General features: G+C 63.5%; 17 protein-coding genes. 1 reads left to right on the plus strand and 16 read right to left on the minus strand.

Translation table 11 applies throughout. The annotated features are described in order from the left end of the window. Positions 1 to 93 precede the first annotated feature (93 nt). The 6 genes from HMPREF1022_RS05680 to HMPREF1022_RS05710 all read right to left on the minus strand — a co-directional run bounded on the left by HMPREF1022_RS05680 (position 94) and on the right by HMPREF1022_RS05710 (position 6,002). Positions 94 to 777: a hypothetical protein gene (locus HMPREF1022_RS05680; protein WP_009302285.1), complete on the minus strand. Its 684-nt coding sequence runs from the start codon at positions 775 to 777 to the stop codon at positions 94 to 96. Positions 778 to 803: 26 nt separating this feature from the next. Next, positions 804 to 1,415: a cobalt transporter CbiM gene (gene cbiM / locus HMPREF1022_RS05685; RefSeq protein WP_009302287.1), complete on the minus strand. Its 612-nt coding sequence runs from the start codon at positions 1,413 to 1,415 to the stop codon at positions 804 to 806. Positions 1,416 to 1,568: 153 nt separating this feature from the next. Continuing rightward, the gene (locus tag HMPREF1022_RS05690; protein WP_008685009.1) at positions 1,569 to 2,339 is read right to left on the minus strand and encodes a DUF4198 domain-containing protein; all 771 of its coding nucleotides are present in this window, start codon (positions 2,337 to 2,339) and stop codon (positions 1,569 to 1,571) included. A gap of 348 nt (positions 2,340 to 2,687) precedes the next feature. Then, positions 2,688 to 3,143 (minus strand): hypothetical protein, encoded by a 456-nt coding sequence (locus HMPREF1022_RS05695; protein WP_008685008.1) that lies wholly within the window; start codon positions 3,141 to 3,143, stop codon positions 2,688 to 2,690. A gap of 279 nt (positions 3,144 to 3,422) precedes the next feature. Then, positions 3,423 to 4,007, minus strand: coding sequence for a flavin reductase family protein (locus HMPREF1022_RS05700; protein ID WP_009302291.1), 585 nt, complete (start codon positions 4,005 to 4,007; stop codon positions 3,423 to 3,425). Between the two features lie 708 nt (positions 4,008 to 4,715). Beyond that, positions 4,716 to 6,002, minus strand: a complete 1,287-nt coding sequence (locus HMPREF1022_RS05710; RefSeq protein ID WP_009302293.1) for an O-acetylhomoserine aminocarboxypropyltransferase/cysteine synthase family protein — start codon at positions 6,000 to 6,002, stop codon at positions 4,716 to 4,718. Positions 6,003 to 6,198: 196 nt separating this feature from the next. On the opposite strand from HMPREF1022_RS05710, the gene HMPREF1022_RS05715 reads away from it, so the two are divergent. Beyond that, on the plus strand, positions 6,199 to 7,455 hold the full coding sequence (locus tag HMPREF1022_RS05715) for a competence/damage-inducible protein A (RefSeq protein ID WP_009302295.1): 1,257 nt from the start codon (positions 6,199 to 6,201) through the stop codon (positions 7,453 to 7,455). A 77-nt stretch (positions 7,456 to 7,532) separates the two neighbouring features. On the opposite strand, the gene creD is transcribed toward HMPREF1022_RS05715, so the two are convergent. From creD to tssK, 10 genes are all read right to left on the minus strand, one after another. After that, entirely contained in the window at positions 7,533 to 9,134 is a 1,602-nt protein-coding gene (gene creD, locus HMPREF1022_RS05720; protein ID WP_009302297.1) for a cell envelope integrity protein CreD, read from the minus strand. Between the two features lie 46 nt (positions 9,135 to 9,180). Continuing rightward, a complete protein-coding gene (locus HMPREF1022_RS05725; RefSeq protein WP_009302299.1) occupies positions 9,181 to 10,122 on the minus strand; it encodes a symporter in 942 nt (313 codons plus the stop codon). A gap of 241 nt (positions 10,123 to 10,363) precedes the next feature. Continuing rightward, positions 10,364 to 11,521: a sel1 repeat family protein gene (locus HMPREF1022_RS05730; RefSeq protein ID WP_009302301.1), complete on the minus strand. Its 1,158-nt coding sequence runs from the start codon at positions 11,519 to 11,521 to the stop codon at positions 10,364 to 10,366. 314 nt (positions 11,522 to 11,835) lie between these two features. Continuing rightward, positions 11,836 to 12,618, minus strand: coding sequence for a hypothetical protein (locus HMPREF1022_RS05735; RefSeq protein WP_009302303.1), 783 nt, complete (start codon positions 12,616 to 12,618; stop codon positions 11,836 to 11,838). Between the two features lie 17 nt (positions 12,619 to 12,635). Then, on the minus strand, positions 12,636 to 13,601 hold the full coding sequence (locus HMPREF1022_RS05740) for a serine/threonine-protein kinase (RefSeq protein ID WP_009302305.1): 966 nt from the start codon (positions 13,599 to 13,601) through the stop codon (positions 12,636 to 12,638). A gap of 3 nt (positions 13,602 to 13,604) precedes the next feature. Next, positions 13,605 to 14,342, minus strand: coding sequence for a PP2C family protein-serine/threonine phosphatase (locus tag HMPREF1022_RS05745; RefSeq protein WP_009302307.1), 738 nt, complete (start codon positions 14,340 to 14,342; stop codon positions 13,605 to 13,607). A 240-nt stretch (positions 14,343 to 14,582) separates the two neighbouring features. After that, entirely contained in the window at positions 14,583 to 15,668 is a 1,086-nt protein-coding gene (locus HMPREF1022_RS05750; RefSeq protein ID WP_008684995.1) for a lytic transglycosylase domain-containing protein, read from the minus strand. A 55-nt stretch (positions 15,669 to 15,723) separates the two neighbouring features. Next, positions 15,724 to 19,269, minus strand: coding sequence for a type VI secretion system membrane subunit TssM (gene tssM, locus HMPREF1022_RS05755; RefSeq protein ID WP_009302309.1), 3,546 nt, complete (start codon positions 19,267 to 19,269; stop codon positions 15,724 to 15,726). Next, entirely contained in the window at positions 19,266 to 20,273 is a 1,008-nt protein-coding gene (gene icmH, locus HMPREF1022_RS05760) for a type IVB secretion system protein IcmH/DotU (RefSeq protein ID WP_009302310.1), read from the minus strand. The genes tssM and icmH overlap by 4 nt, the downstream gene beginning before the upstream one ends. Before the next feature lie 3 nt (positions 20,274 to 20,276). Beyond that, on the minus strand, positions 20,277 to 21,617 hold the full coding sequence (gene tssK, locus HMPREF1022_RS05765) for a type VI secretion system baseplate subunit TssK (protein WP_008684992.1): 1,341 nt from the start codon (positions 21,615 to 21,617) through the stop codon (positions 20,277 to 20,279). Positions 21,618 to 21,657 lie beyond the last annotated feature (40 nt).

Below are 21,657 nucleotides of genomic sequence, written 5' to 3' on the forward strand. Positions count from 1 at the left end.
CGTCCGTACTGATCGTTAGAGCAGATTACCTTTGAGATTGTACAATTTCAAAGTGTTGAGGACGCCCGCTCCGGTATTTAGCTAGGCTGTCCTCTACATGCGGCGTCCCTTGAAGTAAAGGCCTATGCCCACCAGCCCCAGAATCCAGCCGATGCCGCCGATAATTTCCTGAATGCCCGGTCCGGCATTGACCTGGGCCGCCAGATCGCGCCGGATGGGTCCCAGCTTGGCGTCCAGAGCGGCGTTGACGATGGCGCGCACCTGGTCCGGCGTGGCGCCTGAAACGGCCTGAGTCGCCGGGGCGGAAGGCGCGGCGGTTGTGGCAGGGGCCGCCGCGCCCTCAGTCTTTTCCGTCCCTTCCACCTTTTCCGCAGGGCTTGCCGTGGGTGCGGCCGCGCCGGAAAATTCGGAGGCGTCCATGCCCCATTCGTTCTGATGCCCTTCACCGGCGTTGATCCGGATGCGCAGGCCGTGGCCTTCGCGCGCCGCCTGCGGCACGGGGAAGCTGAACCGTCCCGCGTCGTCGGTGTGCCCTTGCAACAGTTCCTTGCCGTCCACCGCGTCAAAGACGGTAATCAAGCCGTTCTTGACCGGCGAACTACGGTTGAAGCCGCATTCCACAACCACGTCGCCGCCTTCCAGCCAGGCGAAGATATTGACCCTGTGGGCCAGGGCGGGTGCCGGAGCCAGCAGCGCCGCGGCCAGCACGGCCAGCAGCAGAAGCGGTAAAAGCGCGGCCGCCGGGCGGCATGGGGCGAGGAAGGGAGCGTTGTTCATGGTAAATTCCTTCGGATGCGGCGGATTCAGGCGTGCGCGGTCTGGAGCATCTCGGGCCGCACTCGCGCGATAAAGGACACAGTGAACATGGTGATCAGTCCTTCGGCCAGCATGATGGGCAGATGGGCCAGAAGCAGCAGTTGCGCGGCGGCCCAGAAGCCTTCGCTGGTAAAGGCCAGGGCCAGGGCGGTAAGCACGGCGGCCAGGGCCACGCCCAGCGCTCCGCCGCAGAAGGCGGCCGCGCGGATGCCCGCCGGGCCGGGCCAGATGTGGGCGATGCCCCGATAGCAATACCAGGCCAGCACGCTGGAAAAGCCCATGGTAAAGGTGTTCACGCCCAGCACTGTGAGGCCGCCGAATTGGAAGAGCAAAGCCTGCAGGAGCAGCGCCACCAGAATGGCGGGAAAGGCCGCCCAGCCCAGTAGTACGCCCACCAGGCCGTTGAGGATCAGATGGACGCTGGAAAAACCCACGGGCACGTGGATCAGTGAGCCCACAAAAAAAGCCGCTGAAAGAATGCCCACAGTCATCAGCCGGTCATAGTCCAGCCTGCGCAGGCCGATGGCCGTGCCGACCGCCGCCAGGACCGCACCCGCGCCGAGCACGGCGGGGGAAAGAACGCCTTCCGCGATATGCATGCTGTTTCCTTGGAGCAATCCCGCGCCGGGCCGGGGGAGGGAGTGTTCGGCCCGGCGCGGGATTGCGGCACATCTTTAGAGCAACGCCTGAAATGCTCGTCCGCGACAGGGCAAAGCCCGTCTGCCAAATCCTTCTAAAAACCGACTCTGGAATTATTTGGTCTTGGGAGCCACGAATTCCAGCCAGAGCACCGCGCCCAGCTCAATGGGCTTGGGCTCGCCCTTGTAGTCCAGCTTTTCCTTGGCCGTGTTCAGGGCCGCGAAACCCCACCAGCCCGCCCAAGGCACGCCGTAGGAAAACACGCCGTTTTCATCGGCTTTGACCACCTGGGTGACGAAATATTCATTGGGCGCCGTATGTCCCTTGGTCTTGTTGTAGCTTTCCACTTCCACTTCAGCGCCGGGCACGGGCTTGCCGTCCAGCAGCACGCGACCCTGGAAGACGTTGCCCGCATAATTGCCGAAAGGCCGGGTCAGGGGCACGATTTCCGTCTTCAGGCCCAAAGGCTCATCCCAGCCTTCCTCGCCACCGAAAGCCGCAACGGCGGTTTTGGTATAGTGGATGATGTAAGTATCTTCGGCGGGTTCGAAATAGGGCTCGGGTTCCACGGCAAACTGGTAGACGCCGGGCTTCTTGATCTTATAGGCGGCCTGCCAGGCCTTATGGCCCATGACGGTGGCGGGCTTGAGGCTTGCCTTGAGGTCTTCGCTCTTGCCGTCCAGGGTGACGGTAAAGGCCTTGGGCGCGGCCATATCCATGCCTTGCATTTCCATGGGATGGGAGAAGGAAATATCCAGTTTCAGATCAGCGTCTTTTTTCTCCGTCACCGTGGCGGTGGAGGGAATGACCATGCCGAAATGCGCCTCGGCCTGCGCGGCGACGCAGAACAAGAGGGCCAGGCTTGCGCAACAGATTTTCCACATAGTTTTGTCCTTTATGGCTTGTGATGACGGCGGATACCGACTCAGACCCGCCCGCGTGCATATGCGAATCTATAGGTAACACAAATTTTAAAAAAGTAGCAATAGATATTTGAAGCGAATCCGCACGCGCGGAGGCTACGGCGGACCGGCGGGACGCCGCACTGGTGGTCATTCCGGGCGGTCCCAATCGGCGTGGGGCGGGAGGATAGCTATCCTTTTTTGCGTTGGGAGCCGGTCCTGGCTGAAACCCGGCCGGCCTCGGGTTCCTTTTTCCGGCGTCGGCCGGTAGGAGATCGCGTAAAAAAAGCGCCCCTTGCGGGGCGCTTTTCACTACTGCGGCTGCTTCGCCTATTGCGGAAGCAGTTTGGGGAAGTCGGCGCTTTTGACGTTCTTTTTGATGAAGTCCAGCGCTTCCTTGTGGTTGCCGGCCAAAGAGGTGACCATGAACACGTCGCCCTGGGTGGCGACCCAGGCCTGGCAGGGCACGCCCTGCTGGGTGAAGTTGAAGGTGTACTGGCCGTTCTTTTCCACCGGGGGCTTTTCCGCCTTGAACTGGGTGGCGAACATGCCGGCAATGGTTTTGGCGTCGGAGCCGCTGCTGGGGCCCACCACCATGGTTACGGAAACGCCGCTCGTGGCTTTGGCAAAGATGGCGCTGGTCATGCCCTGATTTTCCGTGGGCGGCATGACGGCCTTCCAGCCGTCAGGCACATTGACCGTGAAATATTTCGTGCTCAGCTCCTCGGCCATGGCGGGCAGGGCCAGCAGCATGACGAACACAAAGGCCACACATTTTTTCAACATGAAGATTTCTCCTGCGAATGATGCGCCTGCAAATCGGCTGGCAGTCTGTGCTGCGCGGCAGCGGACAAAACATTTTGTTCCGCGCCAAGGCCCCGGACACCGGGCCTTGCATAAGTTTATCCAATGCCTGTTCAAATGACAAGATAAGCTCTCGCGTATCTGATTGCGAAAAAACGTGCTTCTTTGCTGCCTCATGGCGGTTGCGCCGCCGAAAAGCCTACGGGTTTTGTGTGTCTGATTTTCCAAATGAGACCTTGGCCCATGCCGGGGCCGTCTGGTTCAGGGCTGTCCGAGACCGGCGGCCTCCTTGCCCAGGGAGAAGCCCTTGCCCAGATCTTCGCCCAGGCACCAGTAATTTCTGCTCACGGGCGCGTAGAGCAACGGGGAGATCAGAGCAGGGTCCGGCCTGCCCTTGGCGTCCAGGCAATCCTCGCGGATCTTCACGTCCAGGACTTCGCCGATGAAAAAGGTGTGCGTGCCCAGTTCATGCTGCTCGCGCAGGCGCAGTTCCAGCACGGCCGGGCATTCGGCCACATAGGGCGCGTCCACCAGCTCGCCTTTGACGGGCGTGAGGCCCAGGAGGTCGAACTTGTCCGTATCCCGCCCGGAGCGCATCCCGGCGGCGTCGGCCTGTGCGGCCATGGCGGCGGAGGGGATGCTGATGGTAAAGGCGCGGCGTTCCTGCAGGGCGGCATGGCTCCAGCGTTCGCGGGCAATGCCCACGCCGATGCAGGGCGGGCGCGAGCAGCAGATGCCGGACCATGCGGCGGTCATGATGTTGGGCCGCCCGTCCCGGTCATAACTGCCGACAAGAAAGGCGGGCGCGGGCAGGGCAAAGGGCAGTGCTCCCAGAGATGCGAACATGGCGGACTCCTTGGGCTGAGGGGCTGGAAACAAAGCGGCCCGCGCATGGCGGGCTATTAAGTATGTTATGTTTTGGCGGAACGGAGGGCAAGACGTCCCAGGGCCTGCCCCAGGGCAGACGCATCTAATTTCAGCTTTTGCTGACCTCTTATTTGACGGGATTATCCGTCAAAACCAGCCTTTTTGGCGCTGGCGACGTCATCTGGTGCTTTTTGCTGCTCATGTACTTGAGTACAGCCCTGCTCTCGATGCCCGTAAGGCTCGCACGGCTCGCCAACGGGCACGGCCCTTTGGGCCGCCTTTTGGTCGGTTTCCGCGCAAAAAGCGCCATTTTCCTTGTCGGCACGCAAAAATCTTGCTTCAGCCGTTGCGGCTCAGGAGCTTTAGCCGTACGGATAACGACAGCAATTGGCTACACAAAATTATATCTAGGAAAATCGCTGTCGCTATCCGTGGCGGTGCTGTCTTGATCCGTAACACGGCTTCGCCGTGAACGGCTCAAGCAAGCCGCTGACGCGGCAACGGCCAGCGCATTTTTTAGGATTCTCCCGGCACCAGCCATCCGCCTGCGCTTCGCTCCGGCGGAGCAGCGGAGCAAAGGTGGTTTCGCCTCTTTTTGTTCGTTCCCTGATCTATCGGGGAATAAAGACTTTTTAGATGTGTCTGCCCTGGGGCCTGCCCCGCCGGTTCGTTTCCGGATGACAGGCGTTAGCCTCTGAGGGCCTGACCCAAATCGGCCAGGATGTCGTCGATATGCTCGATGCCGATGGACAGGCGCACGGTGTTGGGCCTAATGCCGGTTTCGGCCAGCTCCACCGGGCTGAGCTGGGCATGGGTGGTGGATGCCGGATGGATGACCAGAGATTTGACGTCCGCCACATTGGCCAGCAGGGAAAAGATGCGCAGCCGGTCGATGAAGGCCCTTGCCTCGGCCGCGCCGCCCTTGACTTCAAAGGAGAAAATGGAACCGCCCCCCCTGGGAAAGTACTTTTTGTACAGGGTGTGGCTGGGACTTTCCGACAGACTGGGATGATTGACCCGCTCCACGCACGGATGCGCGCGCAGAAAATCCACCACGGCCAGGGCGTTATACACATGGCGTTCCACGCGCAGGGAAAGGGTTTCCAGCCCCTGCAAAAAGAGAAAGGCGTGCAGGGGAGCGATTGTCGCGCCCATGTCCCGCAACAGCACGGCCCGTGCCCGCGCGGCAAAGGCCGCCGCTCCGGCGGCCTGTACGAAGCTCAGGCCGTGGTAGCCGGGGTCCGGCTCGCTGAACTGGGGAAACTTGCCCGAAGCCGTCCAGTCGAAGCGCCCGCCGTCCACAATCACCCCGCCCAGAGCCGCGCCGTGGCCGCCCATGAACTTGGTGGCCGAATGGACCACGATGTCCGCGCCGTATTCCAGCGGGCGCAGCAGCCAGGGCGTGGCAAAGGTATTGTCCACGACCAGGGGGATGCCGTGGCTGTGGGCCAGAGCGGCCAGGGCTTCGATGTCCACGATGTTGCTGTGGGGATTGCCCAGGCTTTCGATATAAATGGCCCTGGTTTCGGGCCGGATGGCTTCGGCAAAGGAGCCGGGCACGTCCGGGTCCGCGAAGGTGGTCGTAATGCCCCAGGTTTTCAAGGTGTGGGCCAGCAGATTGTAGGTGCCGCCGTAGAGGGTTTTTTCCGACACGATATGCTGACCCGCTCCAGCCAGATTGAGCAGTGTGCAACTGACCGCCGCCGCGCCGCAGGACATGGCCAGAGCCGCAACGCCGCCTTCCAGGGCGGCCACGCGTTTTTCGAAAGCCTCCTGGGTGGGGTTGGTCAGGCGGCCGTAAATGTTGCCGGGCTCGCTCAGATTAAAGCGGGCCTCGGCGTGGTCACAGTTGCCGAACACATAGGACGTGGTCTGATAGATGGGCACGGCCCTGGCGCCGCTGGCCGGATCAGCCTGTTCCTGACCGGCGTGAACTTGCAGGGTTTCAAAGTGCAGGGGACGGGTGGCGCTCATGGGCTTGCTCCGGAAAAGGCGGGTTTGGACGGAAATCAAATGCCTAAATCTTATTAAATAAATAAGAATTATTTTCTCCGGAACCCGGCGTCCTGTCAAGAAAAAAGCGCGATACTCCCGGCTTCCGGGCGTTGCGGCCAGGAGGTCTGAGGCGTAGACTTCGCTTGGTGGATCATTCAGAAGCAAGCGAGGTCATATGAAGGCGGAAATCATCTCCGTGGGCACCGAGCTTTTGCTCGGCCATACCATCAATACCGACGCGGCCCATGTGGCGCGCGAACTTTCGGCCCTAGGCGTGGATCTGCTGCACGTTCATGTGGTGGGCGACAATGCCGGGCGTCTGGAAGCCGTGCTGTGCGAGGCGCTCACGCGCAGCGATCTGGTCATCACCACCGGCGGCCTGGGACCCACGGACGACGATCTGACCAAGGAAACCGTGGCCCGCGTGACCGGCGCGCCGCTGGAGGAAGACGCGGACAGCCTGGAGCGGCTCAAAGAGTATTTCGGCAGCCGCCCCATGGGCGCCAATCAGCGCAAGCAGGCTTTTTTGCCGCGCGGGGCCGTGGCCTTTCCCAATGCCGTGGGCACCGCGCCGGGCTGCGCCGTGCCTGCCGGGGACGGCAAGTTCGTACTTTTGCTGCCCGGCCCGCCGTCAGAGTTGCTGCCCATGCTGCGGACGGGCGTGACGCCCTTTTTGCAGCGCTACGCCCACGGGGCCATCGCTTCCTTCATGGTGCGCACCTTCGGCATCGGCGAAGGCGCGGCGGCCATGCGCATCAAGGACCTGACGGACGGGGCCAATCCCACGGCCGCCACCTACGCCACCGAGGGGGAAATGTTTGTGCGGGTCACGGCCAAGGCTGACGACCCCGCAGCCGCCGAGGCGCTGGCCGCGCCTCTGGTGGCGGCTGTGCGCGAACGTCTGGGGGACGTGGTTTACGGCGTGAATGTCGCCGGCCTGGAAAGCGTGGTGCTGCCGGAGCTGATCCGGCGCGGGCTGACCCTGACCACGGCGGAATCCTGCACCGGCGGCCTGCTGGCCAAGCGGATCACGGATCAGCCCGGCGCGTCGGCGGTGTTCGGCACGGGCCTGGTGACCTATGCCAATGAGGCCAAAACCCGTTTGCTGGGCGTGCCCGGGGACATGCTGCGCGCGCACGGGGCCGTGAGCCCGGAAGTGGCCCGCTGCATGGCTGAAAACGCGCGCACGCGCTACAACAGTGATTTCGGCCTGGGCATTACGGGCATTGCCGGACCGGACGGCGGCACGCCCGAAAAGCCCGTGGGCCTGGTCTATATCGCCTTCAGCGCCGAAGACGGCGTCCGGCTGCGCGTCATGCGCCCCCAGGGCCGCTATCTCGGCCGGGACTGGACCCGCAACCGGGCCGCCAGCCACGCTCTGGACCTTTTGCGGCGTTATCTTTTCGGCCTGTCCCCGGATCTGGAACAATAGGGCCGCACTCCCTGAACTAAACGGCTTTTTTTCAGCGCGGGGCGGTCTCCGAAGTACGGAGACCGCCCCGCGCTCGTTCATGTCCGCTCAAAAGCCAGATTGCGCGACACCACCATGAGCACGCCGAGCATGACCAGCACCAGGGCCGTGCCCATGAGCAGGGCATAGTCCTCCATTTGCAGGATGGCGTACAACAGGCTGTACAGGGCCGTGAGCAGCAGTCCCACGCTGAAGCCCTGCCGTACGCTGCGCATGGCCGCACCGGCGTACAACGCGATCATCAGCACCGTGCAGGCCGAGGCCGCCGCATAGGACGGCAGAAAGGTGAAATGCTCGGAAAGCGAAAGCAGCACCAGATAAAAAACCACCATGGCCAGACCCACCAGGCCGTATTGCACCGGGTGCAGGCGGGCATTCAGGCTCAATTCGAAAATGATGAAGGCCAGGAAGGTAAGTCCGATGAACAGGATGCCGTATTTCACCGAGCGTTCTATCAGATGGTAATGGCTGGCGGATTCGTACAAGGCCACTCCGGCGGCGAAGGAGGTGAAGCGGTCCGGCCAGGTTTTGAGCGTGCCCAGATTGGGGTAGGAACGGGCCAGGGAGGGAATGTCCCAAACCGCCGTGAAGCCTGTGGCGGAAACCTCGCGCTTCACGGGCAGGATGTCGCCCCTGAAGCTGGGGTGCGGCCAGGGCGAGCTCAGGCTGACAGCCGTGACGCCGCCCACGGGCGTGAAGGAAATGCCGCTGCTGCCGTTGAAAACCAGCTCCTGGGAGAAATCATACTGTTTGACGTCCGGCGACAGCGGCACGGGAATGCGAAAGCCCTCCTTCACGGCGCTAAAGGGCTGAGTGCCGGGTTCTGCGGCCAGTTCGGCCCGGTTCCAGACAAAGGGGCCCACCGTGCGCAGGGCGCTGGGCCAGGAGAGCCCCACGACGGCAAAAGCCCGCTGAAAGTCCACGCTTTCCAGGTCCGGGGCAATGCGTTTCAGGCTTTCGAGAGGCGGCAGCGTGAAATGCCCGGCCATGCGCAGCCTGGCGGTGTAGACCAGGGAGCGGTAAATGCCGCGCTGTCGCTCCTGCGGATCAAGATTGCAGGTAAAATCCGCTCTGGCGGGCAGCAGCACGAAATAGCCCGGCACCAGGCGGCTCTCCTTGATGACGCGGTATTCTTCGCCGCCAACGGCTTTGGGATCCTCATTGCGCACGGTCCGGGAGGTGATCTGGCGTTCGCTGTAGGGGAGCAGCAGGATGGGACCGGTGATCTGCTGCTCCCCACCCCACGCCTTGCTGATGTCCCGCACCACGCTGCGGTACAGACTCGCGCGCTCGTCCGTGAGATCCTTGACCAGCATCAGGGGCAACAGCAACACCACGGCGATAAAGGTCACAATGCTGAAACGGGCCAGAGGCGTGCGCAGCAGGGCGCGGGTTTCCTGATCCGGGCAGGTTTCGCGCAGGGACGGGATCGCTGCCGGGACGGTTGTTTCCATTGTGGGGCGGTTTTCTGTTTCAGGGGCGGGCTGCCCGGCTTCCGGCCGGGCAGCGTCGGCGGCGGGATGCGCCGGACGCCGGGGCGCGGCATAGAGCCGGGCCAGCCAGCGCAGAAAAACAAAGCCGCCCAGCAGCGCCAAGCCAAGGCCCAGCAAGGCCACCACGGCCAGGAATATCCATTCCATAATCGCCTCCTGAAACCAAAGTAACGGAAAATCCGTACAGCCGAGCTCAGCGGGCCGGAGCCGGAGTCCGGCTGCAATAGCGGTAATAAAACAGCAGGATGTACAGCGGCACCAGGTAAGCCGCGCCCATCAGGGCCTCGTTGACAGTGAAGAATTCGTTGCTGACGATCATCAGCAGAATGTTGTTGATGACCCCGAAGGAGATCAGAAAGGCCAGCCGCACCTGGCGGGGCATGCCGCGCGTGGCCGGAAGGGCCGCCACGGTCATGACCACGCAGAGCAGGCAGGACGCCAGCAGGGCGTGCAGGATCAGGGCCGGGGATTGTCGCAGCACCCCGGCGTAATTGCTGAAAATGCCCAGATTGGAAATGACGATGGCCGTGGTGAGCAGAGGGAATTGGCGGCGCAGAATGTCCCCGGCCAGCCGTGGCAGGGCGCGGGTGACCATGGCGGCGGCAAAGGGAATCAGAATTGTGATACAGAGCGAGATGGTCATGCCGCCCAGGGAGAAGTTTTCCGGCAGGTCCAGGCCGCCCGTGCCCAGGGTGCGCAGGACGCCGTCCGTGCAGGAGAGCAGAAGCGGCAGGCTGAGCGGCAGCAGCAGGGAGGTGAGGATGTTGCCCACCAGAATCAGGGCGGTATTGGCCCCGAGCATGAGCGAAAACACGGCGGCCATGACCCCTACCGGGGCCGCGCCCAGCAGCAGGGCCCCCAGGGAAAATTCGGGCATGATCAGACGGAAGACGGCAAAGACGAAGAGCGGCAGCGCCAGCAGACGCAAGACCGTGAGTCGGCAGACGATGCCGGGCATGGCGCGCAGTTCGTCCCAGAGGGCTCCGGCCCCCACGGCCAGAAAGCTGAGATAGAGCATGACCATCAGCATCAGGCGGGGCATGGCTTCAAGCGGACCGGCCAGTCCGGGCAGGAACACCCCGGCTGCCATGGAAGCGAAGGAGGAGAATACCATGGTCAGGTCGCGAAGCTGCATGAAATCCTCCAGCGTATTCCAGGCAGCTTGCCCGCTTATGCGTCAAAAAACAAGGCCGGATGCCGGGAAAAACACATTGGCTTTTCCACGCCGCCATACCACGGGACTGTACACCTAGAGCATTTTGCGCTTGAAATTATCGCTTAGCGGCGAAGTAAATTCGCCTTGCGATAATTTCGCGGTGCGGGTTTTCACGGAAAATCCACACAGAGCGTTAAGATATTTTCAATATCAAAACGCTCTAGTTCGCCGGGGCGGACTCCAGCAAAGCCTTTTCATGGGCGGCGCCGACTTCGGGCAGCCGGGCTCTGGCCCTGGCGTACAGCTCGTTTCTGTGTTGCAGCCTCTCGGAGGAGCGGGCTTTCCAGCTTTCATAGAGCTGTTTGCTTTCGGCCAGGCCGGAGGCAACGGCATCGGACTTCTGACATTCGGGATTGGACTTGATATGCCTGATCAACCGGCCGATGCGTTCAATGCTCGGCTCGCTGTTGTAGCGGAGCCTGTCCGCCAGCAGCATGTAATTGTAGTAGCCTTCGCACTGCGGATGGTGTTTGAACGTTCCATCGGCATAACCGGCACCAAGGGTCAGGGCGTTTTCCACGGAACCGTTTTCAGCGGAGATGGCCGCGTAATGCTCCGCCCGTACATAATCCGCCGCTCCTTTCCGGGGATTGGCGTAATATGTCGCCAGAAGCCCGGCGGCCTTCCAATAGCCGGAGTCCGCGGCCCTGGTCAGCCAGTAGCGGGCTTCGCCGTTGTGATCTTCCATAAAACGGGCTGGAATGGGCGTGACCGGCGGCGTGGCCGGAGGAGAAAAGGGGGTGCTCTCCCGCTCCCCGGCGGTGGCGAAGATCCCGTACATACCGGCCCAATGCCCGGTCAGGGCGCTTTGCAAAAAGAAGTCCCGGCTCCTGGAACCCGCTTCGTACTGGTCTGCCAGCATGGCGTACTGCACGCCCAGCACATAGCCGCCTTCGCCCTTGCCCAGCAGGGTAAGCAGCCAGCCCTCCCAGAATTCCGGCGGCACCGGCCAGCTCTGGTCAGCGTGCACGCGGCTGACCACGGACAGCGAGGCCATGGCGAACATATCCCCCTGCCAGGCCAGTTGCAGCCATTCCGCGTAGGCTTCGCGGATTTTTCCGGACTTGTAGAGCCGCTCCACCCGCTTGAAAGCCGGAGTAATGAACCGGGCGTCGTCATACAGGCTCTCATACTGATCATCAGGGCGGACAAAAGCCAGGCCTACAGGCGGTGCGGTTTTCGGCAGGTGGACGTTGTCCGGTTCAGTGTCGGTCGCCAGAAAATTTTCGTTGGCGGAGAAGCCGTCCGCCCTGCTTGGATCGACGGCCACGGCTGTCATACAGGCGGTCAGGAGCAGGAGCCAAAGCGATTTTCTCATGTGTTTTCGTCCCTTCAACGGCATGGATCAAAAAACGGCGCATTTCCCGCCGGGAATGTGACGGGCGTTAATTGTCCTCTTCGGCTCAATTCTCGGGCTCAAAACATTTCACCAAGCCTTTCGCCTGGATAGGATCTCCTCCGCCGGAGTGCGGAGATAAAAAGTATATTGTAGTTTAGCTTATATTTATTTTTAAGTTTAGGCCAGGGCTCATTTTCGGGAGACATTAACCGTTTTGGAAAACGGCACAATGGAGCAAAGCGCTCCGCACGGCAGGCACGGAGCACCCGTGCGGACGCGGGGACAGCCCGTGGCTATGCCAACTCAAGGTATGCCGCGCTTTGGTTCCGTGTTTCCAGGCCATCCTCTTCTGGGTAGGGAGCTATGAAAATGGCCTCCGGTTCACCCTCCACGCGCAGAAAGCAGGCATTGTCAGCCCCGATGAGGTTGCGGGCCGCGCACGCGCAGAATTCCCGCCCGCCCCAGTTTCCCCGGATGCCGCGCAGCGGGCGCTCAAGCGTGCATTTCCGCGGCAGTATGCCGCGAGGCCCCACGCCGAAGGCCGTTACCTCGGCTCCCAGGGTTCCGGCCATGAAGCCCGGCCATTGCGCGCCTTCTGTCGGTCCCGCTTCCAGCCATTGGCCGATGAGCGGGTCCAAATGGGCTGCCAGATGAAAGGGGCGCGGCGGCAGCGGACGGGATTTCAGACGCGCGGCCATGAGCCTGGCGGCAAAGTTCTTGTCCCGGCGGAAGACGCGTACATCCCCCAGCCAGTGGGGCAGTTCCGGTTCCGGGCCGTCGCCAGTGAGCAGGCAGGCCGTCAGGGGCGGGCTGGGACGGCGCAGGGCCAGGGTCAGCATGGCCATGCGATTCAGCACGGCAGGGGTGAAATCCGTTGACGCGCCGCAAAAGACCCAGGCCTGCACGGCCGGGTCGTCCAGAATGGGCAGAAGCCGCATCCAGCCCCGTTGCGCGGACGTCTGCCGCCAAGGCACGGTGGCTGCGGAAAAGCCCACGGCGCGCAGAGCGGCTTCCTCGGGAGAATGGGCGGGTGGATGTTCGTCAAGAACACAGAGCAGGGCTTTGGGCAGGGCCACGGCAATCCTCCGGTCGGTCAGGGGGTGAAAAAATTACGGACCTGGCCTGTGCAGTTGCAGAGCGCGCTCCAGGCCGCAAAGGCGCGGCGCAGGCTTGCGGCGTCGGGCCGGGCCTGGGCCTGGAAGGCAAGACCCCGGCGCAGCAGGGGCCACAGAAAGGGCGGGATGCCGGGCGGCCTGGCCGGAACCATGTCCTGCTGCCGGGCTTCGGCCGGGGAAAGCCGTTTGAAGGGATGCGCGCCGCTGAACACTTCATGTACCGTGCAGCAGGCCGAAAAAATATCGTCTTCCATTGAGGGCGGGCCGCCTTCCAGGCGTTCGGGGCTGGAGTAGAGCAGGCTGTGGGCCGGAACGCGCAGGCTTTCGCGCAGCCCCACGGCTGCCGGTGTGCCGCCCTTGCGCACGCTGGCGGCGGCCACGTTGAAGTCGATGAGCACCGGGCGCTCCCCGCTTTTTAACAGCAGGTTGGCTGGCTTGATGTCGCCGTGGGCGATGCCCTGGGCGTGCAGAAAGGCCAGGGCGTCGAAAAAGCGTGCGGTCATGGTCGCCAGGGCCGCGCCGGGCAGGTCGCCGGGCCGGATCTCGCCCGCGTTGCGTCCCTGCAGCAGCTCCATGCTGTAGCAGAGGCCGAAGGGCTCGTTGTGCAAGTCAAAAACGCGGACCACGCCGGGATGGACCAGATGGCGCAGAATGCAGAATTCCTGCGCCAGGGCCAGTTGAGCCTGATAGTTCCGGGTCAGTTCCGGCAAAAGGCGTTTCACCGCCACCTGGGGAGAGGCATCGCTCCACTCCACACGGCGCAGATCCAGAGCGGCGTAAACTTCGCAAACGCCGCCGCAGCCCAGCAGCTGTTGCAAAAGAAAGCGTCCGTTGTGTTCCGTGCCCGGCATGCCCTTGCGGAGGTTGTGCGGCGCGGGAAAACGCCGGGGCCCGCGGAAGGGCCTTGTCGCCGGAACAGGCCGGAGATGCTTGTAAAGCGCCATGGCTCACCTCAACGAGGAAATGAAAACCGCCACCAGAGTGATGTTGTCCGGCTGGGGCACGCCGTCCACAGCCCGTGCCATGTCTTCCGCCGCCTCCCTGGCGGAAGTTCTTGCCAGGCGCGCCGCCAGGGCGTCCGGACCCAAAAGGTTGGACAAACCGTCGGAGCAGAGCAGAAATTTATCGCCGCCCCGCAGGGAAAAGCGGACTTCGTCCAGGCGCAGGGCGTCGCGTGCGCCCACGGCGTTGGTGATGATATTGCCCCGTACCATGCGCCGGGCCTCGGGCGCGGTCAGCTCGCCGTTGTCGATTTTTTCCTGCCGCAGGGTGTGCTCGCGGGTACACTGGTAGAGCACGCCGTCCCGCAGAAGATAGCAGCGGCTGTCGCCCGCCCAGAGGCAGGCCGCCTCGCCGCCGTGCATCAGCAGGGCCACCACTGTGCTGGCGGCCTGGGTCGCGCCGCCGTGCGCGCGCAAAATGTCGTTGCCCTGGCGCAGAATGCCGCCCACATTGTTCACATGCTCGTCCAGCGAGGCGGCATGGGGCGTTGTGAGCAGCATGCGGGTAACCAGCCTGCCCGCCTCGCCGCCGTGCGCGCTGCTGCCCACGCCGTCAGCCACGGCCCAGAGCAGGCGTTCGTTCCAGCTCAGAAAAGAATCCTGGTTTTCCGGGCGGATATCTCCCTTTTGGCTCCAGCCCCAGGATTCAAGAGTTACGGGAAAGCCGCGCGCATTGTCCGCCATAGAGCCTCCGGCCATCATTTATATTTGATATTTTATATAAAATTTCAATTTATACCAAACGGAGAAACGTCCGCCGGGCGGCACGGCAACAGTCTGACCAAGCCATCGGAACAGAGGATTGCTCCGCCCCTGAACGGGGTTGGAAAGAGCGCCGCGTGATCGCCGTCGCTTTACCTGTGCGACCGGCCGCTTTGGCACCGAACAGCGTAAAATCCGCCGTCGCGCAGTCCTCTCGCATGGTCAGGGCAGGCGGGATATGCGGGGCAGGCCCTGCGGCGTCCAGGCAGGGGCGTCGTAGCTGCCTTGCATGGCCAAGCGGCGTTTTTCCGGCCTGCTGTGGGTTCTGTTTTCCGGCCTGCCCGTTTTGATGTTTTTTTCCAGAGGAGCTGCTCCGGCCGCTTGCAGGGGCAGAAAGTTTTTTTCATTCAGGCCCAGTTCGGGGCTTTTGCCCAGAACCAGCACGGCCGCCGCGAATTGCGGCACAAAGCGCAATGTCTCTTCCCGCAGGGCCTGGGCGGCCGGGTCGTCGCTCCGGCACTTGCGGGTGATTTCCTCAAGGCTGTCGCCGTAGCGTTGCACGGCCTTCCGCATGGCGCCCTCGCCGCAGTTATACGCGGCCAGGGCCAGAGGCCAGTCCCGGAAAAGGCCGTGGAGATAGGCCAGATAACGGGCGGCCGCATCAGTGGATTTTTCCACGTCGAAGCGCTCGTCCTTTTCCTTGCTCACCGTGAGCCCGAAACGCCGGGCCGTTTGCGGCATCAGCTGCCACAGACCCGCCGCGCCCGCCGAGGAGACGCAGCGCGGCTCAAAAGCGCTTTCCACCAGGGGCAGGCAGGCCAGTTCTGCGGGCAGGCCCTGCCGTTGCATGCCTTCAAGAGCCACGGGCAGATAGCGTCGCGCCCGGCGCAGCACGTGATCCGTGGTGCTCCGCCGTTCTTCCAGCAGGCGGTGCAGATAGCGGCGCACCGTGGTTTCCTCGGCGTGCGGGGTCCAGACATCCAACCGGGCCTCCGCGCTCAGGGACGCGTAATCCACCACGGCGGCCCGCTCCGTGCGGCGCAGCGGGCTCCACAGGGCGTGGGCGTCCCCCATGAAGCGCGGCACATGGATGGTCTGACCGCCGTTGGCCGGAATGAGTACCCGGCTCATGGAAGCCACACGGGTCTGGGGCAGGTCAGGATCAGGAGACGGGCCGCGGGCCCGGCAGGCCGCGAGACAGAAGCAGAGGCAGACGGCAAGCCCGAAGAACCGCGCGCGGCCCGTGTGCGGGGACGTTCGGGGGGCGGCCCGGCGGGCCGGTCTGAAGCGCGCGGCAAAGTTCCTCATGACCCGCCCGGCCCCGGCAAAGGAAACCTCTGCCGGGGCGTCACGTAACAGGGTGTTATAGCAGGGATGGCGGCAGGTTGAACGTGCAGACCCTGGGATCAAAGGGATTCATCCTGTTTCTGAACTGGATCAGGAACTGGGCCCACTTGCCCTGCTGCTGCACTTCGATGAGGCAGGTGCTGCCCTCCTGGCGCTTGATGCCGCCGCCGCGCAGCAGGCGGAACAGGGCCCATTCGCCTCGGGTTGTGGTCTGGCTGCTGATGCCGTGCAGGTCTATGGTTTCCAGCATGGCCTGGGACGCGCTGTCCGAGGGCCAGGTAAACGAGGCCCCCTGCACCGGGCCGTGCATGTAGCTCAGATGCCTGCCGGCCGCGCGCAGATTGACCTGCTTGAGCGTGGCGTCCAGGGCGTGGGGTTCCATAAGGAAGGTGATGCCCAGCTCTCTGCCGGACATGAAGAAGGCTTCCTGCACCCGGTTGGCCTTTTGCAGGTTGATCACCGCCTGGCTGGAAAGCGGCATGTACCGGCCCATGATGGGGCGCAGGGTGCCCGTGCGGGTGATGAAGGGCCGCAGATAGGTTTCGTGGAAGTTGTCCAGCACGCCGCCGCTGCGGAAGAAGGCGGCGAAATCGTCCAGGTTGGCGTCTCTGGACGCGCCTGGATCAAAGGGATAGCGGGCGTTCAGATTCTTGTCGTAAAGGGCGATGACCCGTTCCTGGTAGGCCTGGTTAATGCTGCGCGCGCCCCTGTTGAGCATGTCGCGCAGACCGCCCGCGGCCACGGTGGCGTACCAGCCGCGCACCGGCGCGGGCAGACGGCCCACGGCGCTTTCCAGGCTGCGCAGGGTGTCATTTTTCTCGTCGGCCAGATCCAGCAAGGCGTGCAGCACGCGCTGTTCGCCCTGGTCGCTGGAAATGATCCCGGCGAAGTATTCCCCGGCTCCGGTCATGGCGTCCTGCACGGCCCGCAGCGCCGGGCCGGGATTGCCCTGCTCGTCCAGCAGGCTGTCCAGGGGCACAAAATACTGCCGCACGGCCTGGGCGTCGCGCTGGGCCGCCTCCAGGACGTCGCGACGCAGCTCCTCGGCGCTCTTGGCCGCCTGTTCTGTCAGGGCGCGGGCCATCTTGCCGCCGGTCTTGGAGGCCAGCTTCTGTTGCAGCTTGCGCTTGCCTTCCTCCTGCGCGGCGGCCTGCACGGCTCCGGGCTCCACGTTTTCCATGATCAGCCGGGTGTTGGCGCGTACCTCCCGCAACGCCAGCACGGCCGGGGGCATGCCGGGCGTGAGTTCCTCGGCCAGCTTGCGGGCGTCGGCCATGCTGGCGGGCATGCGCACGCTCAGGTTTTTGAGGGCCTGGCTCCAGGAACTGGTGTAATCGCGGAAGTACATGGTGCGCACTTCCTTGTAGACGTTGTTCATGTCCAGGGCGCTGAGCAGGATGGGATTAGCGCCGAAAATCCAGGTTTCGCCCGTCAGATTGCGGATGATGACCGGGCAGCGGCGGATGAGGTATTCCTCGTAGCCCTGGCGCGTGTACAGGTAGTCCACGGGCTGGGTGTCGCCGTTGAAAGGCGACTGGCCGATGGCCGCGCGGAAGGTGAAGGGCGGTTTGCCGCTTTCCCCGGCTTCCTCGCGCAGGCGCTGGTAGGCCAGTTCCGCCAGGGGAATGCGCAGCAGGGCCTTGCGGGCCCGGTCCACCAGCTCCGCGTCGGGCTCGGCGGGCGTGATGCCGTGCGCCAGAAGATAGTCCATATGGCGGCGCAGATCCGCCTGTACCGGGGCCTGGCCGGAATAGTCCCCGGCCCATACGTTGGCCAGCCAGGGATCAAGGAATTTCCGGTTGATGTGTTGGGGCTGGCAGAGCATGAGATAAGCCCTGAGCGCGTTTTTGAGTTCCATGGGATTGTTCAGGGCCGCTTCCACGCGCCGGGCCGCGGCCTGGCGCACCGGAGGCATGAGTCGCGTGTTGAGCGTGCCCAGGTAGGCTTCCTGCGTGGATTTCCGGAAAACGCGCCCCTGGTAAAGGCCGAGGCCGTAGCCGATGGCTGAATCCTCCTCCGGGTCATAGACGAAGGTGGCCTTCTCGATAATGTTCAGCTCCGGCAGGGGCGTGCGGGGCTCGTTGACCAGAGGGGCCTTTTTCTGCGCTCCGGAAAATCCGGCATAGGCCGCGTCCAGGGTTTCCACCCGCGAGTAATTGTTGATGAAACTCACCCCGAGAAAGGTTCCGGCCAGCAGAAAGAGCGCCGCCGCTGCCGCCTGCAGTCCGTAGCGGCGCAGGCGCAGTGCCCAGATGTGTTCCTTGTCGGCATTGGCCAGGCGGGCCTCGGGGATGATCAGGCCTTCCAGCAGGCGCAGCAGGAAAAAGCCCTTGGCGTAGTCGCCCACGGTGGCATTAAAGCCGGTCTGGTAGCTCAATTCTCCTTCCCGGGCCGTGGCGGCCACGATGTCCTGGGCCGAAAGCGCGCTGGAAAAGAAAAATCCCCGGAACATGACCGGCCGGTGATAGCGCGAGGGACCGAAGGCCTCGGTGATGAACTCCTCCATGCGCGAACCCAGGGCCGCCAGTTCCTGTGGAAAACGGAACATCTCGCCGCGCGAGGGGACGTCCCGTTCCTGATGGATTTTGGTCACGATCTGGGCGTTGAGGGTCTGCATGAGATCCTTGAGTTCCGCGCGCACGCTGCCCGCTTCCATGACGTCGGACTTGGCCGGGCAGCCGAAGATCTGCTCCCGCTCGGCACGGGAGAGATGGGCGAAAAACTGCGCGAAGCCCGGCACGGCGTCACACTTGGTAAAGACAAGGTAGACCGGCACATAGGTGCGCAGGCGCTTGAGGGCTTCGCTGAGCCGCTGGCGGATGGTGCGGGCCAGATGTTCGCGCCGGGGCGCGTCGTTGTCGATGATGTCGCGCATGCTCACGCAGACGATGATTCCGTTGAGGGGCCTGGCCGGGCGCACTTTGAACAGGGCGCGCAGCAGGGCGGTCCAGGCCTTGTGGGCCGGAGAATCCGGGCGGCTTTCGGTATAGGCCCCCGGCGTGTCCACAAACAGGGCCTCGTTGCTGTAGAGCACGTCGCAGTGCTCCGTGGCCCTGAGCTGATAGAGATGCCTGTCGGCTTGCTCGTTGAGCGGGAACTTGAGGCCGGAATTGAGCAGCACCGAAGTTTTGCCGCAGTTGCCGCTGCCCAGCAGCAGATACCAGGGCAGGGCGTAGCGGGAACGGCCCTTGGGGCCGTAAAAATTGGAAGTGGTGACGGTTTTGACGGCGGTCTTCAGGCGCTCCCTGATGTGGCGCAGCTCGTCGCGCAGCTGCATCTTGTGCTCTTCCGCCCGCTCGTAGGCCCGGGCCGCCTCGGGATCGTCCAGTTCCTTCCTGCGGCGGCGCGAGGCTGAAAGAGCCACAAAGAGTCCCCAGCAGAAAATAAGCAGCACCGTAGCCACCAGGCGGGCAATAACCCCCTCCAAGGGAACATATCCTGCCACGGCCACCAGAGGTCCCAGCAGCCAGACCAGCAGGATGAGCAGCAGGACAAGGCCCAGGGCGAGCACCCACGGGGTTTTGAACGCGTGCAGAAGGCTGCGGAAAAAACGGGCGATCATGGGTGGACCTCCGAGGCGGGCGTAACAGGCGCATGGGACGCGGCCGGGGTGGGAGCGGCGGTGGTTTCCTCAGCGGGGGCCGGGGTCGCCTCCGTTTGCGCGGTGGTTCCCTCCGTAGCGGCCCGCACGGGCGCTTCGGGCGCAAAGGGCGCGGAAACCGGGGTATGCCGGGCGAATTGGCTGAGCAGGGGTTCCGCCTTGCCGTTCAGCGTATGGGAGAAGCCCCAGAAAATGACGGCAATGCCGAAGACCAGCACGGCCCCGATGAGCCAGAGCGGCACATAGGCGTAGGTTTTGTTCTTGTGCGGCTCCACGCTGATTTTCTGGGCCAGATCCGGGCTGGGCTCGCCGCGCAGCAGGCGAATCTGCCTGTAGAGCTGGTCGCGCAGGGATTCCAGGGCCAGCGGGCCCCGGTCCTGCAAGCGGTATTTGCCTTCAAAGCCCAGACTCAGCAGCAGGTAAATCAGTTCCAGCAGATACAGCCTGCTGGCGGGCTGCTCCATGGTGCGGCCGAGCACGTCGAAAAATATCTCGCCGCCCCAGGTATCCTGGTGAAAGGTGCTGAGCAGGGAATGATGCTGCCAGTCGCCCTGGGCGCCCGGAATGGCCGAGGTGGTCACGCTCTCATCCAGAGCCGTGCAGAGCAGGTATTGCGCGGCATTGACCTGGGCCTCGCTGACGCCCAGAGCCGCGGCCTGGGCGTTGAAGCCCCGGATTTCAGCTTCCAGGCGGATGCGCAGTTCCTCCAGGTCGGCTTCGCGCGCGTCGCGCAGGCGCACGATTTCCAGCAAGAGGCGGGAAGCCGCGTTGACCAGGGGGTTGAGGCCCGGCGTGTATTCGTCAAAGGAGGTCTGCTGCGCCAGATAGGGCACATGGCGCGGGGCCTGCTTGCCGGGGGTCACGGCTACGGCCGTGAAGGGGAGTTCGGCGCTTTGGGAGCGCGGTTCCTCGGTAAAGAGCACCACGGTCTTGTCCGGATCGGTAGCGGCGGCTTGCTGCGACATGCTTTACTCCTTGATGGCCCAGAGTTGCAGGATGAGCCCCGGGAATGTGCCCGACACGTGCAGGGCGCAGCCGGTGGAGGCTTCCAGCTGCGCCCGCTGCTGGGAGGTGAAATCCAGTTGGAAATAGCTTTTTCCCGCGTGGAAGGGGATCTGACGGGGAGCCACGGGCATGGGATGTATTTTCACGCCCGGCAGATGCGTGTTGACCAGTTCGCGGATGTTTTCGGGCGTGCCGATCTTGATCTGCTTGGGCAGCAGGGCGCGCAGGCTTTCTTGATCCATATCCGCCTGCGCCACCAGGACGAAGAGCGCCGTGCTGAGCAGGTTCTTGTCGTGGATCGGGGCCAACTGGACATTGTTCTTGCGCTGCTGCAGGGAAAGGAGCACGGCGTGCTGTTCCAGCACCATGCTCAGGGCGTAGCGGGCCTGCTCCATGAGCGCGGGGAAACAGTGGTACTGGGCCCCGTGGTCATAGCCCGTAAGCTCGTTGGGGCGCTTGCCCCGCTCGGAAAAGGTGGACAGTTCGCCCGCCAGCGAGAGCAGCAGGCGGTAAAATTCTTCGGGGTGCAGGCCCGGCGTCCTGTCCAGATGCCGGAACAGGGGTTCCATGCGGTTCAGGCACTGCAACAGCATGAAGTCGCCCAGTTCGGCGGTGCCGGTCTGCCCGGCGCTGCTCACGCGATTGGCGATGTGGTCGGCCCGGTGGGTCAGCAGGCCGATGATCTCGCGCAGATAGCCCGTGAGCGTGGGCGAGCCCTCCAGGTGCAGAAAGGTGGGCATGAACTCCTTGTCCAGAAGCACGCTCTTGTCCTGGCGGCACTCCACCACATGGGCCACGGGCATGGTCACGTAGCCCTTGAGATCCGAATCCTCCTCGAACATCAGGCGCATGTCGAAGCGCCCGCAGAGGATGCTCGTCTCGCTGCTGTTTTTTTCCTTGTAGGCATTGTGGTCGCGGATGCGCAGGGGCGTGCGGATATAGCGGGTGGAAAGCCCCGAGGTTTCCTCGTCCCTGGTTTCCGCGCCGCCTTCCACGGCCATGGGCAGGGCCAGCATGATCCGCTTGCCGGTGAGCCCCGGCGCGATGTCCAGGGAAAGCGGCGGCTGGCCGTGCCCGATCTCGAAAAGCGTGCCGTCCGGCAGCATGCCCGCCGCCTTGCTGAGCACTACCTTGCCGAGACTGAGATACTGCTCGTCAATGAGGAATTCGGTGAAACCCCAGGCATGGGGTTTGAGCATGGCCCCGCGCATGCGCAGCTGGGCGTCCACATGGCGGTCCTGCTGCTGAAAATGCACGGGGCTGACGCCCATGCCTTCGGTCCAGATAACCCTTTCAGGAAGCATGCCTTATTCTCCTGCGATAATATCCGTCCTCACGGCCTTG

Source organism: Desulfovibrio sp. 6_1_46AFAA, from assembly GCF_000224635.1.
In the GTDB taxonomy this organism is placed as follows: Bacteria; Desulfobacterota; Desulfovibrionia; order Desulfovibrionales; family Desulfovibrionaceae; genus Desulfovibrio; species Desulfovibrio fairfieldensis.

Bases quoted from the DNA above. Each gene is read 5' to 3' on its own strand.
- HMPREF1022_RS05680 (WP_009302285.1), bottom strand. From the start codon at position 777: ATGAACAACGCTCCCTTCCTCGCCCCATGCCGCCCGGCGGCCGCGCTT.
- HMPREF1022_RS05690 (WP_008685009.1), bottom strand. From the start codon at position 2,339: ATGTGGAAAATCTGTTGCGCAAGCCTGGCCCTCTTGTTCTGCGTCGCC.
- HMPREF1022_RS05730 (WP_009302301.1), bottom strand. From the start codon at position 11,521: ATGAGAAAATCGCTTTGGCTCCTGCTCCTGACCGCCTGTATGACAGCC.
- cbiM (WP_009302287.1), bottom strand. From the start codon at position 1,415: ATGCATATCGCGGAAGGCGTTCTTTCCCCCGCCGTGCTCGGCGCGGGT.
- HMPREF1022_RS05740 (WP_009302305.1), bottom strand. From the start codon at position 13,601: ATGGCGCTTTACAAGCATCTCCGGCCTGTTCCGGCGACAAGGCCCTTC.
- HMPREF1022_RS05725 (WP_009302299.1), bottom strand. From the start codon at position 10,122: ATGCAGCTTCGCGACCTGACCATGGTATTCTCCTCCTTCGCTTCCATG.
- HMPREF1022_RS05715 (WP_009302295.1), top strand. From the start codon at position 6,199: ATGAAGGCGGAAATCATCTCCGTGGGCACCGAGCTTTTGCTCGGCCAT.
- tssM (WP_009302309.1), bottom strand. From the start codon at position 19,269: ATGATCGCCCGTTTTTTCCGCAGCCTTCTGCACGCGTTCAAAACCCCG.
- tssK (WP_008684992.1), bottom strand. From the start codon at position 21,617: ATGCTTCCTGAAAGGGTTATCTGGACCGAAGGCATGGGCGTCAGCCCC.
- HMPREF1022_RS05745 (WP_009302307.1), bottom strand. From the start codon at position 14,342: ATGGCGGACAATGCGCGCGGCTTTCCCGTAACTCTTGAATCCTGGGGC.
- HMPREF1022_RS05710 (WP_009302293.1), bottom strand. From the start codon at position 6,002: ATGAGCGCCACCCGTCCCCTGCACTTTGAAACCCTGCAAGTTCACGCC.
- HMPREF1022_RS05700 (WP_009302291.1), bottom strand. From the start codon at position 4,007: ATGTTCGCATCTCTGGGAGCACTGCCCTTTGCCCTGCCCGCGCCCGCC.
- icmH (WP_009302310.1), bottom strand. From the start codon at position 20,273: ATGTCGCAGCAAGCCGCCGCTACCGATCCGGACAAGACCGTGGTGCTC.
- creD (WP_009302297.1), bottom strand. From the start codon at position 9,134: ATGGAATGGATATTCCTGGCCGTGGTGGCCTTGCTGGGCCTTGGCTTG.
- HMPREF1022_RS05695 (WP_008685008.1), bottom strand. From the start codon at position 3,143: ATGTTGAAAAAATGTGTGGCCTTTGTGTTCGTCATGCTGCTGGCCCTG.
- HMPREF1022_RS05750 (WP_008684995.1), bottom strand. From the start codon at position 15,668: ATGAGGAACTTTGCCGCGCGCTTCAGACCGGCCCGCCGGGCCGCCCCC.